At 71.5% G+C, this 14899-nt stretch carries 12 protein-coding genes; 3 read left to right on the plus strand and 9 right to left on the minus strand.

Features of this window, described 5'->3' with window-relative positions; genetic code table 11:
• Positions 1 to 20 precede the first annotated feature (20 nt).
• The 3 genes from guaA to BJ971_RS35025 all read right to left on the minus strand — a co-directional run bounded on the left by guaA (position 21) and on the right by BJ971_RS35025 (position 5137).
• On the minus strand, positions 21 to 1574 hold the full coding sequence (gene guaA / locus BJ971_RS35015) for a glutamine-hydrolyzing GMP synthase (RefSeq protein ID WP_184997575.1): 1554 nt from the start codon (positions 1572 to 1574) through the stop codon (positions 21 to 23).
• 20 nt (positions 1575 to 1594) lie between these two features.
• Positions 1595 to 3301 carry a S8 family serine peptidase gene (locus BJ971_RS35020; RefSeq protein ID WP_184997576.1) on the minus strand — a complete coding sequence of 569 codons (1707 nt, stop codon included), beginning with the start codon at positions 3299 to 3301 and terminating at the stop codon, positions 1595 to 1597.
• A 69-nt stretch (positions 3302 to 3370) separates the two neighbouring features.
• Positions 3371 to 5137 carry a S8 family serine peptidase gene (locus BJ971_RS35025; RefSeq protein WP_184997577.1) on the minus strand — a complete coding sequence of 589 codons (1767 nt, stop codon included), beginning with the start codon at positions 5135 to 5137 and terminating at the stop codon, positions 3371 to 3373.
• Between the two features lie 148 nt (positions 5138 to 5285).
• Between BJ971_RS35025 and BJ971_RS35030 the strand changes: the two genes are divergently transcribed.
• Positions 5286 to 6392: an LCP family protein gene (locus tag BJ971_RS35030; protein WP_184997578.1), complete on the plus strand. Its 1107-nt coding sequence runs from the start codon at positions 5286 to 5288 to the stop codon at positions 6390 to 6392.
• Here the strand turns inward: BJ971_RS35030 and BJ971_RS35035 are convergent.
• From BJ971_RS35035 to guaB, 3 genes are read right to left on the minus strand one after another with little or no spacing between them, the layout of a single operon-like run.
• The gene (locus tag BJ971_RS35035) at positions 6382 to 7794 is read right to left on the minus strand and encodes a M1 family metallopeptidase (RefSeq protein ID WP_184997579.1); all 1413 of its coding nucleotides are present in this window, start codon (positions 7792 to 7794) and stop codon (positions 6382 to 6384) included. The genes BJ971_RS35030 and BJ971_RS35035 overlap by 11 nt on opposite strands.
• A 14-nt stretch (positions 7795 to 7808) precedes the next feature.
• Positions 7809 to 8927 carry a GuaB3 family IMP dehydrogenase-related protein gene (locus tag BJ971_RS35040; RefSeq protein ID WP_184997580.1) on the minus strand — a complete coding sequence of 373 codons (1119 nt, stop codon included), beginning with the start codon at positions 8925 to 8927 and terminating at the stop codon, positions 7809 to 7811.
• Positions 8928 to 8940: 13 nt separating this feature from the next.
• Positions 8941 to 10428, minus strand: coding sequence for an IMP dehydrogenase (guaB, locus tag BJ971_RS35045; RefSeq protein WP_184997581.1), 1488 nt, complete (start codon positions 10426 to 10428; stop codon positions 8941 to 8943).
• Positions 10429 to 10548: 120 nt separating this feature from the next.
• Here guaB and BJ971_RS35050 point away from each other — a divergent pair, with 120 nt between their 5' ends.
• A complete protein-coding gene (locus BJ971_RS35050; RefSeq protein ID WP_184997582.1) occupies positions 10549 to 10950 on the plus strand; it encodes a DUF5319 domain-containing protein in 402 nt (133 codons plus the stop codon).
• 38 nt (positions 10951 to 10988) lie between these two features.
• Here the strand turns inward: BJ971_RS35050 and BJ971_RS35055 are convergent, their stop codons facing one another.
• Positions 10989 to 11831 (minus strand): response regulator transcription factor, encoded by an 843-nt coding sequence (locus tag BJ971_RS35055; RefSeq protein ID WP_184997583.1) that lies wholly within the window; start codon positions 11829 to 11831, stop codon positions 10989 to 10991.
• 231 nt (positions 11832 to 12062) lie between these two features.
• Between BJ971_RS35055 and BJ971_RS35060 the strand changes: the two genes are divergently transcribed.
• Complete coding sequence (locus BJ971_RS35060) at positions 12063 to 12452, plus strand: WhiB family transcriptional regulator (RefSeq protein ID WP_184997584.1); 390 nt, start codon at positions 12063 to 12065, stop codon at positions 12450 to 12452.
• 165 nt (positions 12453 to 12617) lie between these two features.
• Here the strand turns inward: BJ971_RS35060 and BJ971_RS35065 are convergent, their stop codons facing one another.
• Complete coding sequence (locus tag BJ971_RS35065; RefSeq protein WP_184997585.1) at positions 12618 to 14183, minus strand: molybdopterin-dependent oxidoreductase; 1566 nt, start codon at positions 14181 to 14183, stop codon at positions 12618 to 12620.
• Between the two features lie 20 nt (positions 14184 to 14203).
• A complete protein-coding gene (locus BJ971_RS35070; protein WP_184997586.1) occupies positions 14204 to 14824 on the minus strand; it encodes a hypothetical protein in 621 nt (206 codons plus the stop codon).
• Between the last annotated feature and the right edge of the window lie 75 nt (positions 14825 to 14899).

The following is a 14899-nucleotide window of genomic DNA, read 5'->3' on the forward strand; positions in this document are numbered from 1 at the left end:
ATCCGCGGCCCCGGCGGGGCCTACTCCCACTCGATGGTGCCCGGCGGCTTGCTGGTCACGTCGAGGACCACCCGGTTGACCTCGGGCACCTCGTTGGTCACGCGGGTCGAGATCTTGGCGATGACGTCGTACGGCAGGCGCGACCAGTCCGCCGTCATGGCGTCCTCGCTGGAGACCGGCCGCAGCACGACGGGGTGCCCGTAGGTCCGGCCGTCGCCCTGCACGCCAACGCTGCGCACGTCGGCCAGCAGGACCACCGGGAACTGCCACACGTCGCGATCCAGGCCGGCCGCGGTCAGCTCCTCACGGGCGATCAGGTCCGCGGCGCGCAGCACGTCGAGCCGGTGCCGGTCGACCGCGCCGATGATCCGGATCGCCAGGCCGGGTCCCGGGAACGGGTGCCGCTGGACGATCTCCTCCGGCAGCCCCAGCTCGGCGCCGAGCGCGCGCACCTCGTCCTTGAACAGGGTGCGCAGCGGCTCGATCAGCGCGAACTGAAGGTCGTCCGGCAGGCCGCCGACGTTGTGGTGAGACTTGATGTTCGCCGTGCCGGTGCCGCCGCCGGACTCGACCACGTCCGGGTAGAGCGTGCCCTGCACGAGGAACTCGATGTGCCGTTCGGCGTCGAGCTCGCGGGCCGCCGCCTCGAACGTGCGGATGAACTCCCGGCCGATGATCTTGCGCTTCTGCTCGGGATCGGTGACGCCGGCCAGGTGACCCAGGAAGGACTCGGCGGCGTCGACGACCTTGAGGCGGATGCCGGTCGCCGCGACGTAGTCCTTCTCGACCTGCTCGGCCTCGCCGGCACGCAGCAGCCCGTGGTCGACGAAGACGCAGGTGAGCTGGTCGCCGATCGCCTTGTGCACCAGCGCCGCGGCCACCGCCGAGTCGACGCCGCCGGACAGGCCGCAGATGACCTGCTTGTCGCCGACCTGCTCGCGGATCGCGGCGACCTGGTCGTCGATGATGTTGGAGGACGTCCAGGTCGGCTCGATGCCGGCGATGTCGTAGAGGAAGCGCTGGAGCATCTCCTGCCCCTGCTGGGTGTGCGCCACCTCGGGGTGGAACTGCACGCCCGCCCGGCGGGTCTCCAGGCTCTCGAACGCGGCCACCGGCGCGCCGGCCGAGGAAGCGGTCACGGCGTAGCCCGCCGGCGCCTCGGTCACCGCGTCGCCGTGCGACATCCAGACCGGCAGGTCCGCGGGGAGCTCCCGCAGCAGCGTGCCGGGCTCGGCGAGCGGCGTGAGCACGGTACGGCCGTACTCCCGCGCGCCGGAGTGCGCGACGGTGCCGCCCAGCGCCTGTGCCATCGCCTGGAAGCCGTAACAGATGCCGAAGACCGGCACGTCGTTGTCGAACAGCGCCGGGTCGAGCGACGGCGCACCGGGCTCGTACACACTCGACGGGCCGCCGGACAGGATGATCGCCGCAGGGTTGCGGGCGAGCATCTCCGCGACCGGCATCGAGTGCGGCACGATCTCCGAGTAGACCCGCGCCTCGCGGACCCGTCGGGCGATCAGCTGGGCGTACTGAGCGCCGAAATCGACGACAAGGACCGGACGCGGTGTGCTCATGACGCGCGAGTTTACCGGCGTCAGCGGTACCACTTCCGGGCCGGGGCGTACCGGACGTTGCCGGCCCGGTCGTAGGCGCGCACCTGCACGGTCATGGCTTTGCCGTGCTTCCAGGTCTGCACGCCGAACCTGCGGGCGGTGCCCGCGTACCGCTGGGTGACCTTGCCGTTGACCAGCAATTCCATCCGGCTGATCCCGTGGATGTCGGCGGCCGCGGCGGCGACGTACTTGGTCTTGCGGACCTTGCGGGTCCCGCCGGCCGGGCCGCCGGTGATCCGGACCGAGGGCCCCCAGTTGTCGACGGTCACCGAGCGGGTGGCGTTCACCACATTGCCGCCGCGGTCGTACGCGCGCAGCCCGAGCGCCACGGTCCGGCCGCGGCCGGAGGTCCGCCACGAGACGGCGTACGGCGCGACCCGGTCGGTGCCCACGACCACGCCGTCGGCGAGCAGCTGCACCTTGGCGATGCCGACGTCGTCGGTGGCGCGGGCCGAGACCGTGACCGTGCCCCGGACCAGCGCGTTTCCGCTCGGCGAGGCGAAGGACACGGCCGGAGCCACGTTGTCGTCGGCGACCGGCAGTGCGGCGAGGGCGGCCGCGGCGTCGACCCGGCCGGAGCCGGCGGCGACCCAGCCGCCGGAGATCTTGGTGGCGGACGTCGTCAGCGCCGTACGGATGGTCTCGGCCGACGGCGTCGGAGTGGTCGAGGCGAGCAGGGCGGCGATGCCGGCCACGAACGGGCTGGCCGACGAGGTGCCGCAGAACTGGCTTACCGCGCCGCCGCGCTCCTGTGCGGGGTTGCAGCCGGGGGCCGCGATGTCGACCCACCCGCTGCCGTAGTTCGACCAGGAGTAGCGGGCGTCCTCGGCGGTGGAGGCGCCGACGGCGAGCGCACCCGGCACCGCCGCCGGGTAGTTCGGCTTCGACGACCCGCTGTTGCCGGCCGCCGCGATCACGAGCGCGCCCTTGCCCGCGGCGTACGCGACGGCGTCGCGCAGCAGCCGGCTGTCCTCGGTACCGCCCAGCGACAGGTTGATGATGTCCGCGCCCTGGTCGGCGGACCAGCGGATGCCCTCGGCGATGTCGCTGTAGCTGCCGCTGCCCGTGGCGCCGAGCACCTTGACCGGCAGGATCTTGCAGTTCCAGCAGATGCCGGCGATGCCGACGCCGTTGTCGCCGCTCGCGGCGATCACGCCGGCGGCCATCGTGCCGTGCCCCTGGTCGTCGTCGGCGTTGCTGTCGTGGTTGACGAAGTCGCGGCCCGGCAGCACCCGCCCGGCGAAGTCGGGCAGCTTGCGCACCCCGGTGTCCACCACGGCGACGACCACGCCGCCGGCGCCCCGGGTCGTCTCCCAGGCTCGGCCGACATCGGTGCGGGCGATGCCCCACTGGCTGGAGTAGGACGGGTCGTTGGGGGTGACGGCGGCCATCCGGGCGACCTGGTCCCGCTCCACGTACGCGACGGCGGGGTCGGCCCGCAGCGCGTCGGCGGCCTCGGTGACCTGGTCGGCGGGGACGTCGACGGTGACCGCGCCGGCACCGGCGAGCCGCTCGCTGCCGAGGACGTCGACGCTGCGATCGAGGGAGGCGACCACGTCGCCGCCGCCGTGCAGGCCGACGATCAGCGAGACCGGCGCCTCGTCCACCGGCGCCGCGACGGCGGGACCGCCCGCCAGCGAGACGCCACACACCAGAAGACCGACGACCAGTACCCGCAGCGCAGTCATCCGGTCACGATGGGCCCCGCCCGTTGGAGACCCCGTACCCCGTCGGTTGCGCCCGGGTAGCAGAAGCCGTCAGCGCGTGTAGTTGCGCGTCGCCTCGTACTTGACGTTGCCGGCCAGGTCGACCGCCCGGATCTGCACCTTCATCTTCTTCGGCTGCTTGGACGCCGTGAAGCTGAACTTGTACGGCGCGGCGGTGTCCGTCTGGATCACCTTGCCGTTCATCAGCATCTCCACCCGGCGCATGCCGTAGGTGTCGGAAGCGGTGACCGCGAGCTTCACCGTGCCCTTGACCTTCGCCTTGTTCTTCGGCCCGCTGGTGATCTTCACGGTCGGAACCGTGTTGTCCGCGATGATGGTGCGGTCGTAGGTGGTGCGGTTGCCGGCCTTGTCGTAGACCCGCAGCTGCATCTTGACCGTGCCGTTGCGGCCGGCGGTGTTGAACGGCAGCGCGTACGGCGCGGTCCGGTCCTGCGACTTGTAGACGCCGTCCACGTAGAGGTCGACGTTGCGGATGCCGGACCAGGCGTCGGCGACGCCGGTCGGCGTGACGTTGAACGTGCCGCGCAGCCGCCAGTTCGCGCCCGGGTACGAGATGCCGGTGATCGTCGGCGGGTCCAGCTCGGTGCCGATGGTCAGCGCCTTGGCGGCGTCGAGCATGCCGTACTGCGCCCAGGCGTCGTGCTCACCGTCGCCGTCGTAGTCGAGCGGGCGGGCCGCGACCCGCAGCGCCCGCGAGATCGACCAGCCGGTGTACTCGGGGTGCTGCGACTTCACCAGGGCGGCCGCGCCGGCGACCATCGGCGTCGAGAACGAGGTGCCCTCGAGGACCTGGAACTTGTCGCCGACCGGGACCAGGACCTGGCCCGGCGCGACCATGTCGACCCAGCTGGGGCCGTAGTTGGAGTAGTCGGCGCGCTCGTCGGACCCGCGCACGGTGGCGCCGATGGAGAGCACGTCCGGCAGTGCCGCCGGGTAGGACTTGGCGCTGGTGTTCTCGTTGCCGGCCGCGGCGACGACCAGCACGCCCTTGAGGTTGGCGTACGCGACCGCGTCGGCGAGCACCTGCGCGTAGTCCTCGCCGCCGAGCGACATGTTGATGATCTTCGCGCCGTTGTTGGTGGCCCAGACGATGCCCTTGGCGATGTCGCTGTCCCAGCCGCCGCCTTCGGAGTCGAGCACCTTCACCGGCAGGATGGAGCAGCCCCAGCAGGCGCCGGCCATGCCGGCGGCGTCGTCGCCGCGGGCGGCGATCAGCGAGGCGACCATGGTGCCGTGACCGTTGTCGTCGGCGGCCTTGGTGTTGTTGTCGACGTAGTTGTAGCCGGGCAGCACCGCGCCGGCCAGGTCACCGGCACCGGTCACCCCGGTGTCCAGCACGGCGACCTTGACCGCGGAGCCCTTCGTGGTGTCCCACGCGGCCGGCAGCTTGACCGTGTCGATCTCGGGCTGCTTCCCCGCGACGTACTCCGGGTCGTTCGGGGTCACGTCGAACGCCGCGCGCGCCCGGTCGACCTCGACGTACTTGACGTTCGGGTCCCTCTTGAGCGCCGCGATGACCGACGCCTTGCGAGCGGCCGGCACCTCCATCGTCTGCGCGCGCAGGGCCTCCATGGCCTTCTGCGCGGGCGCGGCGACGTCCATCGACCGGATGCCCATCGCGTGGACGGTCCCCGCCGCGGTCACGGCCTCGGGGGCGCTGGCCTTGAGGCCGACGACGAGACGCACCGGCCCGGAGGCGGTGTCGGCCGCAAGCGCCCAGGTCGACACCCCGGCCATCGTCACGACAACCGCCGCCGACAGCGCACCGACGGCTACCCGTCGCGAGACGAACTTCATGTGGGCCGCGCCTCCCCGTGATCGACCCACCGCCACGGCGAATCGCGGCGGCCAGCGTACGGCCGATCTACCCGAAATCCACAGCACGTACCAAAACGCGAGAAGTCGCGGCATTGAGCAGTGTGAAGTCGTCGCCTACTGTTCCAGCATGCGGACAACCAAGCTCATCTGGACGATCGTCGGCGCGGTGACAGTGGTGCTGCTGCTGGCCGGGGTGGGTATCGTCGCGGCGCTGCGCGGCGGCGACGACGAGCCGGACCCGCAGGCCGCGCCCGGCCCGGGAGCCGCGTCGGCGCTGCCGGCCCCGCCGAGCGCCACCAGCCCCGCACCATCGCCCGGCGCCGACATCACCGGCCCGCTGGACCTGCTGGTGATCGGCGTCGACACCCGGGTGAGCATCCCCGACTGGCAACCGCACGCTGACGCGATCATGGTGATGCACATCAACGAGGATCTCAAGTCCGGATACATCTACTCGCTGCCCCGGGACCTCCGCGTGGACGTGCCCGCGTTCGATGCCAACGGGTACGGCGGCGGGCGGCGCAAGCTCACCGAGGCGATGAGCTCCGGTGCGAAGGTACGGGGCACCGACAAGGCCGACGTGGCGCAGGGCTACGAGCTGCTCGCGAAGACGATCTCGGACTACACCGGCGTCGACGGCTTCGACGCGGGCGCGATCCTGACCTTCGACGGGCTGAGCCGGCTGACCGACGCCCTCGGCGGCGTCACCCTGAAGATCGATCAGAAGGTCGTCTCGCAGCACCGCCGCCCCGACGGCACGGCACGCAAGCTGCGCCCCGGCGGCGGCGGGTACACCGGCCCGCAGGCCACCTACCTGCCCGGCACCCGGACGCTGACCGGCTGGCAGGCGATCGACTACGCCCGCCAGCGCTACACGGCCGGCGGCGACTACACCCGCCAGCGCCACCAGCGCCAGCTCGTCCGGGCGCTGCTCACCAAGGCCATGGGCGCGGGGCTGCCCGCCGACCTGACCCGGGCGGAGGCGGTGCTCACCGCGCTCGGCGACACCCTGGTCGTCTCCGGCGACCGCAACGCCATCGAGTACGCGTACGCGCTGCGCGACCTCGACCCGTCGCGGCTGACCCTGGTCGGGCTGCCCGGCGACTCGGTCATCAACAACGGCCGCTACATCGGCGAGCAGCTGACCCCGGTCGGCCGCGGCTTCCTCAAGGCGGCGGCGGCCGGCACGCCCGAGGCGTACCTCGCGGACCACCCCAAGCTGATCAATAAGTAGGTTTCCGGTCGCCGAACAGCCAGGCCTCGAAGAAGTCGCCGAGGTCCTTGCCGGACGCCTTCTCGGCCGCCGCGATGAAGTCCTCGGTGCTTGCGTTGCCGTCCCGGTGCTCGGCCGGCCACGACTTGAGCAGCGCGAAGAACGCGTCGTCGCCGATCGTGTGGCGCAGTGCCTGCACGGTCATCGCGCCGCGCACGTAGACCGCCTCACTGAACAGGTGGTCCACGCCCGGGTCGCCGGTCGGGATCGACCAGTCGAAGTTCGCGTAGGCCCGGTCGAAGGATTCCTGGACGGTCCGCTCGCCCTGGTGCTCGTCCCAGAGCCACTCCGCGTACGTGGCGAAGCCCTCGTTGAGCCAGATGTCCTGCCAGCGGCGCAGGGAGACGCTGTCGCCGTACCACTGGTGCGCCAGTTCGTGCGCGACCACCGTGGCGTTGGCGCTGCCCCGGAAGAACGTGTTCCCGTACACCGGCCGCGACTGCGTCTCCAGGGCGTAGCCGACCCGGTCGTCGTCGAGGACGACCCCGCCGTACGCGGCGAACGGATACGGCCCGAACCGGGTGGCGAGATAGTCGGCGATCTCGCCGGTGCGGTCCAGGGCACGCGCGGCGTTGCCGGTCGCGGGCAGCGACTCCGGGATCGCGATGATCATCGGCCGGCCGGCGTGCGTGCCGACCCGCACCCGGTACTGCCCGATCACCACGAACGCCAGATAGCCGGCCAGCGGGTTGGACTCCCGCCAGGTCCAGGTGGTCCAGCCGGCGGCGGTGCTGCGCGCGCCGGGCACGCCGTTGCTGATCGCCTCGACCCCGCCGGGAACCGTCATGGCCAGCGAGAACGTCGCCTTGTCGGACGGGTGGTCGTTGACCGGGAACCAGGTGCTCGCGGACTCCGGCTGGCCGATGGCGAAGGCGCCGTCCCGGGTGGTCAGCCAGCCGCCGACACCGAGCGTCTTGTTGTTCAGCGCCTGCGGCTTGCCGCCGTAGTCGATGACGACGGTGAAGGCCGCGCCGGAGGCGAGACCGGCCGCGGGCGTGATCACCAGCTCGTTCCCGTCGGACCGGCTGGTGGCGGCCCGGCCGTCGACGGTCACCTTGCGGGCGACGAGAAACGCGAGATCGAGGTTGAACCGCGAGAGATCCTGCGTGGCGGTGGCGGTGATCGTCGCGGTGCCGTTCAGCTCACCGCGGGCCGGGTCGTAGCGCAGCCGCAGGTCGTAGTCGCCGACGTCGTAGCCGCCGTTGCCGTACGTCGGAAAGTACGGATCCCCGGCGCCCTCCGCACCCGCCGCGAAGCTGGCCGCCGTCGAGGCCGACGTCGAGGGCGCGGGCGCGACCGCGTCGGTGCAGCCGGCCAGCGCCAGCACCGCGACGGCCGCGACCCAGGCTCGTGACCTGCGCATGATGTGTCCGATCCTCAGCGGTCGAGGACCAGCGAGACCTTCTGGAACTCCTTGACGTCGTGGTAGCCGCACTTCGCCATGGCCCGGCGGAGGCCGCCGAAGAGGTTGAGCTGGCCGTCCGGCCGGTCGGCCGGGCCGTAGAGCAGCTCCTCGAGGGTGCCGTCCGGCTCGCCCGCGATGCAGAAGCCGCCGCGCGGCAGGCTCGGGTGGCTCGCCGCCGAGTGCCACCACGCGCCGCCGGCCGGGGCGCCCTCGGCGAGCGAGAGCGGCTCGCCCAGCATGACCGCGTCGGCGCCGCAGCCGATCGCCTTCGCGATGTCGCCCGAGGTCTGAATGCCGCCGTCGGCGATCAGGTGCACGTAGCGGCCGCCGGTCTCGTCCAGGTAGTCGCGGCGCGCGGCAGCGGCGTCGGCGATCGCGGTCGCCATCGGGACCCGGATGCCGAGGACGGTGTCCGTCGTGGACCACTCGTCCGCGCCGATGCCGACGATGACCCCGGCCGCGCCGGTGCGCATCAGGTGCAGCGCCGTCTTGTAGTCGGTGCAGCCGCCGACGATGACCGGCAGGTCGAGGTCGGCGATGAACTCCTTGAGGTTCAGCGGCTCGTCCGTCGTGGACACGTGCTCGGCCGAGACCAGCGTGCCCTGGATGACCAGCAGGTCGACGCCCGCGTCGAGGATCACCGGCGCCAGCGCCAGCGTGTGCTGCGGCGACACCCGGACGGCGACGGTGACGCCGCCGTCGCGCATGGCCCGGACCCGCTCGGCGATCAGCTCGGGCCGGATCGGCTCGGAGTAGACCTCCTGGAGGCGCTTGGTGGCGTCGGCCTCCTCGTCGAGCGAGGCCAGCTCCTCGAGGATCTTGGTCGGGTCCTCGTAGCGGGTCCAGAGGCCCTCGGCGTTGAGCACGCCGAGGCCGCCGAGGCGGCCGAGGGCGATCGCGGACGCCGGGCTCATCGTCGCGTCCGACGGGTGCGCCACACACGGGATCTTGAACGGGTACGCGTCGAGGCGCCAGTCGGTGGACACGTCGTCCACGTCGCGGGTGCGGCGGCTCGGGACGATCGCGATGTCGTCCAGGTGGTAGCCGCGCTGGGCGGTCTTGCCGAGGCCGATCTCCACGACGTCACGCATGCTTCAAACCCCTTTAGCGGGAGTGGTAGTTAGGTGCCTCAACGGTCATCTGGATGTCGTGCGGGTGGCTCTCCTTGAGGCCTGCCGCGGTAATCCTGATGAGCTGTCCCCGCTCCTGCAAATCAGGGATCGTCTCGGCGCCGACGTAACCCATCGCCGCGCGCAGGCCACCGATCAGCTGGTGCGCCACGCGCGACAGCGGGCCGCGGTAGGGTACCTGCCCCTCGACGCCCTCGGGTACCAGCTTGTCCTCGGTGACGTCCTGCTGGAAGTAGCGGTCCTTGGAGTAGGACTTCGCCTGGCCGCGGGACTGCATGGCGCCCAGCGAGCCCATGCCGCGGTAGGTCTTGAACTGCTTGCCGTTGATGAAGATCAGGTCGCCGGGGCTCTCCTCGGAGCCGGCCAGCAGGCCGCCGAGCATCACGGTGTCGGCGCCGGCCACGATCGCCTTGGCGATGTCGCCCGAATATTGGATGCCGCCGTCGGCGATGACCGGGACGCCCGCCGGGCGGCAGGCCCGCGCGGCCTCCATGATCGCGGTGATCTGCGGCACGCCGACACCCGCGACGATCCGGGTGGTGCAGATCGCGCCGGGGCCCACGCCGACCTTCACCGCGTCGGCGCCCGCCTCGACGAGGGCCTTGGCGCCCGAGTACGTCGCGATGTTGCCGCCGACGATGTCGATCGTGGTGTCCTTCTTCAGCTGGGACACCATGTCGAGCACGGCGCGCTGGTGGCCGTGGGCCGTGTCCACGATGACCACGTCGACGCCCGCGTCGATCAGGGCACGGGCCCGCTTGTAGGCGTCCTCGCCGACGCCGACCGCCGCGGCGACCCGGAGCCGGCCCTGCGCGTCCTTGGCGGCGCGCGGGTACTGCTCGCTCTTGGTGAAGTCCTTGACCGTGATCAGTCCGCGCAACCGGCCCGCGTCGTCGACGAGCGGCAGCTTCTCCACCTTGTGCCGCTGGAGCAGCGCCAGGGCCTCTTCCTTGCCGACACCGACCGGCGCGGAGATCAACGGCGCCTTGGTCATCACCTCGCGCGCCTTGACGCTGTCGTCGGTGACGAAGCGCATGTCGCGGTTGGTGACGATGCCGACGAGCACGCCCTCGGCGTCGACGACCGGCAGGCCGGAGATGCGGTAGCGCCCGCAGAGCTGGTCCACCTCGCGCAGGGTGTCGTCGGGGCTACAGGTGACCGGGTTGGTGATCATCCCGGACTCGGAGCGCTTCACGAGGTCGACCTGTGCGGCCTGCTCCTCGAGCGAGAGGTTGCGGTGCAGCACGCCGATGCCGCCCTGGCGGGCCATCGCGATCGCCATCCGCGCCTCGGTCACCGTGTCCATGGCGCTGGAGAGCAGCGGGATGGAGAGCTCGACGTTGCGGGTCAACCGGGTGATCGTGTTGACCCGGCTCGGCACGACATCCGATTCGCCCGGCTGGAGCAACACGTCGTCGAAGGTGAGACCCAGCGGAACCGTGCGGGCCGACTCGTTATCCACAGATCATCCCTAGCGAAGAGGCGGAGTGTTTCATCCTACCCATCCGGTCAGGGCGTTCTGTTGGGCGGACAGCGCGTGCGGGCCAGCACACACCCGCCATACATGGGTACGGTAGACATCGTGCAAGAAGAGCCGATCGACCCGTTCAACGGCGACCCTGCCGACCCGGCCGCCGGTCTCGACGACCTCTCGGAGGACGCCGAGAGTGACCCGCTGACCGAGCCTGAGCGGCAGGACGTCCTCGAGGACCTCTCCGACCTGGAGATCTACCAGGCGTTGCTGAGTCCGACGGGCATCCGCGGTCTGGTGATCGAGTGCGAGGACTGTCACGAGCCACACTACTTCGACTGGGACCTGCTCCGGGGCAACCTTCGCCACCTGCTGAGCAACGGCCGCCCGCGGGTGCACGAGCCGGCCTACGACCCGGACCCGGACCACTACGTGACGTGGGAATACGCCCGTGGTTACGCCGACGGGGTGCACGACACACTTGCCGAGGGCACGGACGACGAGGCTTCCTGATCGCCGCCCGGGCCCCCGGGGTGTAACAGACCTACCGTTTAAGCGACCAGACCGGCCCGGAAGCCGGCGGCCACCGCATGTGCCCGGTCGCGGGCGCCCAGCTTGCGGAAGAGCCGCCGAGCGTGGGTCTTCACGGTGTCCTCGGAGACGAAGAGCTCACGCCCGATCTCCGCATTGCTCTTCCCGTCGGCCATCCCCCGCAACACCTGCAACTCGCGTTCGGTGAGCGTGAGCCGCCGGCCCGTCGGGACGTCGGTGCGGCCGGTGTCGTTGCCCGGCCACGCCATCGGCCGGCCGGTGGCCGGGTCGATGTCCGATCCGTCGCCTCGCTGGGCGGGGACCATCGGTGAGTTCGGCAGCATCGCGGGTACCCCGCCACCGTTCGGCGTGCCGGCCATGGCCAGCCCGTCGCGGTGCAGGCCGCGAGCGGCCGCCGAGTTGTTGTTACGACCGGCGCCGCCGACCGTTGCGGGCTGGGCATTCGCGCCGTTGATCGGCATGCCCTGTGGCCGCACCGGCAGGAGCAGGAGCAGCAACGCCTTGGCGACGACACTGACCAGGTCGTGCTCGACGCCGCGGATGACACCTCTGGCCCCGGCGGCGACAGCCGCGGCGGCGACCCGCGGATCTTCGGCACCGAAGAGGACGACCTGCGCCTGCGGGGCGCGGGCGAGGACGCGACGGGTGAAGCCGACGCTGTCGGGACGGGTCACGGCGGTGTCGGCCAGGACAACCTCGGCCGGCCTTTCAGCCAGTCGGATCATGGCCTCGGTCTCGCTGACCGCCGTCCGCACGACCCCGGTCATCCCGAGCCGGGCCGCGGTAGAGGCGACGGTCTGGGCCGCAAGTGGGGTTCGGACGCACACGAGGACGGTACGCACAGTGATCCTCCTTCTCTCTCAGAGGAGATCACGCAACGGCCGCAGCATTACGCGCTTTAGATGGAAAAATTAGGAAACATCGGTACGGCTTGGAGCACCGATGAGATACGGCTGACGAAGACATCGACAAGTCGCGTGTGATCCGGCGTTCGCCGGGGTACACGGGCGACAGGCCTGAGTCAGGCCCCTCAATGACAGCACTCCGCGGTGCCGCGCGGGAGGAGGGTGTTGATGTCGAACGTTCGCAGACTGCCCGGACCCATCGCCGACCTTTGGGAATGGCAGCGACTCGGCCTGTGCAGGGGGCGCGACAGCGCCCAGTTCTTCCACCCGGACGGTGAGCGTGGGTCGTCGCGCAACCGTCGGGAGGCGAATGCCAAGACGATGTGCGGCGCCTGCCCGGTCCGGGCGGAGTGCGCTGCTCACGCACTGGCTGTCCGTGAGCCGTACGGCGTTTGGGGAGGTTTCAGCGAAGCGGAGCGGCTGCGGCTGCTCGCGGTCGGCTGGGAGGACCTTGCCGATCGGCATCACGGACGGGTGGACCTTGCCCGGCTGGAGGCCCGCCTCGGCCGGCCCCACAAGTCGGCGGTTCCGGCACAACGGCAGGCACCGGCGGCCTGACGCCGATCGACGCGTGGCACCACACAGCTTCCGGCGCGGTTCCCTGCGGGGAGCCACGTCGGCATGTTCAACGGCGTGTTCGCCGCATCGGTGGACATGCAAGCCACCGTATGAGCGAACTTGGGGTTGACGTCGGACCAAAAGTGCGGCTTTTGGGTGACACCCTCAGTCGACCGTGACCTGCACCGAATGCCACCCCGTCGCCCCGTCCGGCTCCGGCGGCGCGGGGGCACCGGTCTGCACCGCGCCGTCACCGTCGGCGGCCCGGACCCGCACGAAGTGCTCACCCGGCGTCGCCTGCCAAACGTATGACCACTGCACCCAGGTGTCCGTCGAGACCGCCGGCGCGAGGGTCGCCCGGGCCCAGGGGCCGCCGTCGATCTGGACCTCGACCCACCGGATGCCGCGGTGCTGTGCCCAGGCGACCCCGGCGACGGTGACCGCGCCCGCCTTGCGCCCGGCGCCGTCACGGGGCGTGTCGATCCGCGACTGGGTCTTGATCGGACCCTGCGCCGACCAGCCCCGCGGCACCCAGTACGCGTCGAAGTCGGCGAACCGGGTCAGCTCGATCTCGGTGATCCACTTGCAGGCGGAGACGTAGCCGTACAGGCCGGGCACGACCATGCGCGCCGGGAAGCCGTGCGACACCGGAAGAGGACGGCCGTTCATGCCGATCGCCAGCAGGGCGTCCCGGCCGTCGCGCAGCACGGCGGTCGGGCTTCCGCAGGTCCAGCCGTCGGCCGAGCGCTGCACCACCTGGTCGGCGTCGGGCAGCGGCTGCGCCTCGTCCAGCAGGTCCTTGATCGGGGTGCCGAGCCAGAGCGCGTTGCCGATCAGGTCGCCGCCGACCTCATTGGACACGCAGGCCAGCGTCACGTACCGCTGCACCATCGGGCGCCGCAGCAGCTGTTCCCAGGTGAGGGTGATCGGGTTGCGGACCATCCCGTGTATGCGCAGCTCCCAGGTCGCCGGGTCGATCTGCGGCGGATACAGCGCGGTGTCGATCCGGTAGAAGTCGGAGTTCGACGTGACGTACGGCACCGCGCCCCTGACCTGGGCGCCGGCCGGGATCGCCGGGGCCGGCCGCAACGGCTCCGGCAGCACGACCGCGTCGCGGGCGGCGGTCACCGCGCGCCGCGAGGTCAGGAACCGGCCGCCGAAACCCCCGACGACGGCCACCGCCGCGGCGCCGCCCAGCGCCAGCAGGAATCGGCGCCGGTTCTCCTCCGTTCCGGCCCGGTCCACCGGCCGACCATCGTCGCCGCCCGGGGCCGCCGGGGCCGGGTCCGCGGTGACGGCCAGCCGCACGAGGTAGTACAGGGCCAGCGCCGCGACCAGCATGGCGACGATCGACGGAAGCGCGGCGGTGAACCCGGCGTCGTGCCGGGTGACCGCGGCGGTCACGCCGATCACGCCGAACAGGGCGACACCGGCGAAGGCGGCCGCCCGGCTGCGCACCGCGACGACGCCGAGCAGCGCGGCGTAGCCGCAGAGCAGGATCACGGTGCCGACGATCAGGGCGGTCTTGTCGTGGGTGCCGAAGACCGCGATGCCCACGTCCTTGACCGGCCCGGGCACGGTGTCGACCACCACGCCGCCGACGGCGAGCAGTGGCGACGAGAGCGGACCGGTGAGGACGGCGACGATCTCGGCGACACCGATGGCCACGCCGGCCGCGGCGACGCCGGCCAGCGCGGCCCGCGGCGAGAGGTTCACGCCTCCATCCTGCATCGGCGCGTGCCGAACAGTCCTTACGGTTGGGTGACGACCTGCCGCAGCGGCGGCAGGGCGGCCACCAGGGCGTCCAGCAACTCCACCGCGCCGCGATCGGCACGGGGTTCCGGCAGCTTCGGTACGCCCTCGGCGGGCAGTTCCCAGATCACCCGGCCCGGGTCGAGCCGGTCCAGCGTCGCGTACCACTGCTGGAGGGGCTCGCGGAGCTGGACGTGCGCCGCGAAGTTGCGCCGCCGCCGGGTCTCGTCACTGTCGCGCCGGCGTTGCAGCGTCTCGACCTCGGGCAGGCCGACCAGCACCGCGTCGGCGAACCCGAGCCTGCCGGCGCGGAACGCCTCCCGGGTCACCGTCAGCTCGCGGTCGAACCGGGCGCGCGGCGCCAGCCCCAGCGCCGCCATCCCCCAGGCGTAGTGCAGCTTCACCGGGTCGGTGTCGCAGAACGCGACGCCGTCGGCGTGCTCGAGCTCCAGGGCCTGCGCCCAGCGGTCCATGCTCACCCGCGCCCAGTGCCGGGCCAGCGCCACCGCGTCGGTGGGTTCCCGGCCGGTCGCGGCGTACTCGGCGACGTAACGACCCACGTAACGTCGGCACCACGACGTCTTGCCGGCCGCGGTCGGACCCTCAACCACGACGATCATCCGCGCCTCTTTCCCCGAATCCCGCATCACACACGAGAAAGGGCGCGCCGCGGAATGCGACGCGCCCTTTTTACT

The sequence above is a fragment of the Amorphoplanes digitatis genome, from assembly GCF_014205335.1.
Classification (GTDB): domain Bacteria; phylum Actinomycetota; class Actinomycetes; order Mycobacteriales; family Micromonosporaceae; genus Actinoplanes; species Actinoplanes digitatus.

Excerpts from the sequence above, each read along its gene's own strand:
- guaA (WP_184997575.1), bottom strand. The coding sequence starts at position 1,574 with ATGAGCACACCGCGTCCGGTCCTTGTCGTCGATTTCGGCGCTCAGTAC.
- BJ971_RS35020 (WP_184997576.1), bottom strand. The coding sequence starts at position 3,301 with ATGACTGCGCTGCGGGTACTGGTCGTCGGTCTTCTGGTGTGTGGCGTC.
- BJ971_RS35025 (WP_184997577.1), bottom strand. The coding sequence starts at position 5,137 with ATGAAGTTCGTCTCGCGACGGGTAGCCGTCGGTGCGCTGTCGGCGGCG.
- BJ971_RS35030 (WP_184997578.1), top strand. The coding sequence starts at position 5,286 with ATGCGGACAACCAAGCTCATCTGGACGATCGTCGGCGCGGTGACAGTG.
- BJ971_RS35035 (WP_184997579.1), bottom strand. The coding sequence starts at position 7,794 with ATGCGCAGGTCACGAGCCTGGGTCGCGGCCGTCGCGGTGCTGGCGCTG.
- BJ971_RS35040 (WP_184997580.1), bottom strand. The coding sequence starts at position 8,927 with ATGCGTGACGTCGTGGAGATCGGCCTCGGCAAGACCGCCCAGCGCGGC.
- BJ971_RS35060 (WP_184997584.1), top strand. The coding sequence starts at position 12,063 with ATGTCGAACGTTCGCAGACTGCCCGGACCCATCGCCGACCTTTGGGAA.
- BJ971_RS35065 (WP_184997585.1), bottom strand. The coding sequence starts at position 14,183 with ATGCAGGATGGAGGCGTGAACCTCTCGCCGCGGGCCGCGCTGGCCGGC.
- BJ971_RS35070 (WP_184997586.1), bottom strand. The coding sequence starts at position 14,824 with ATGATCGTCGTGGTTGAGGGTCCGACCGCGGCCGGCAAGACGTCGTGG.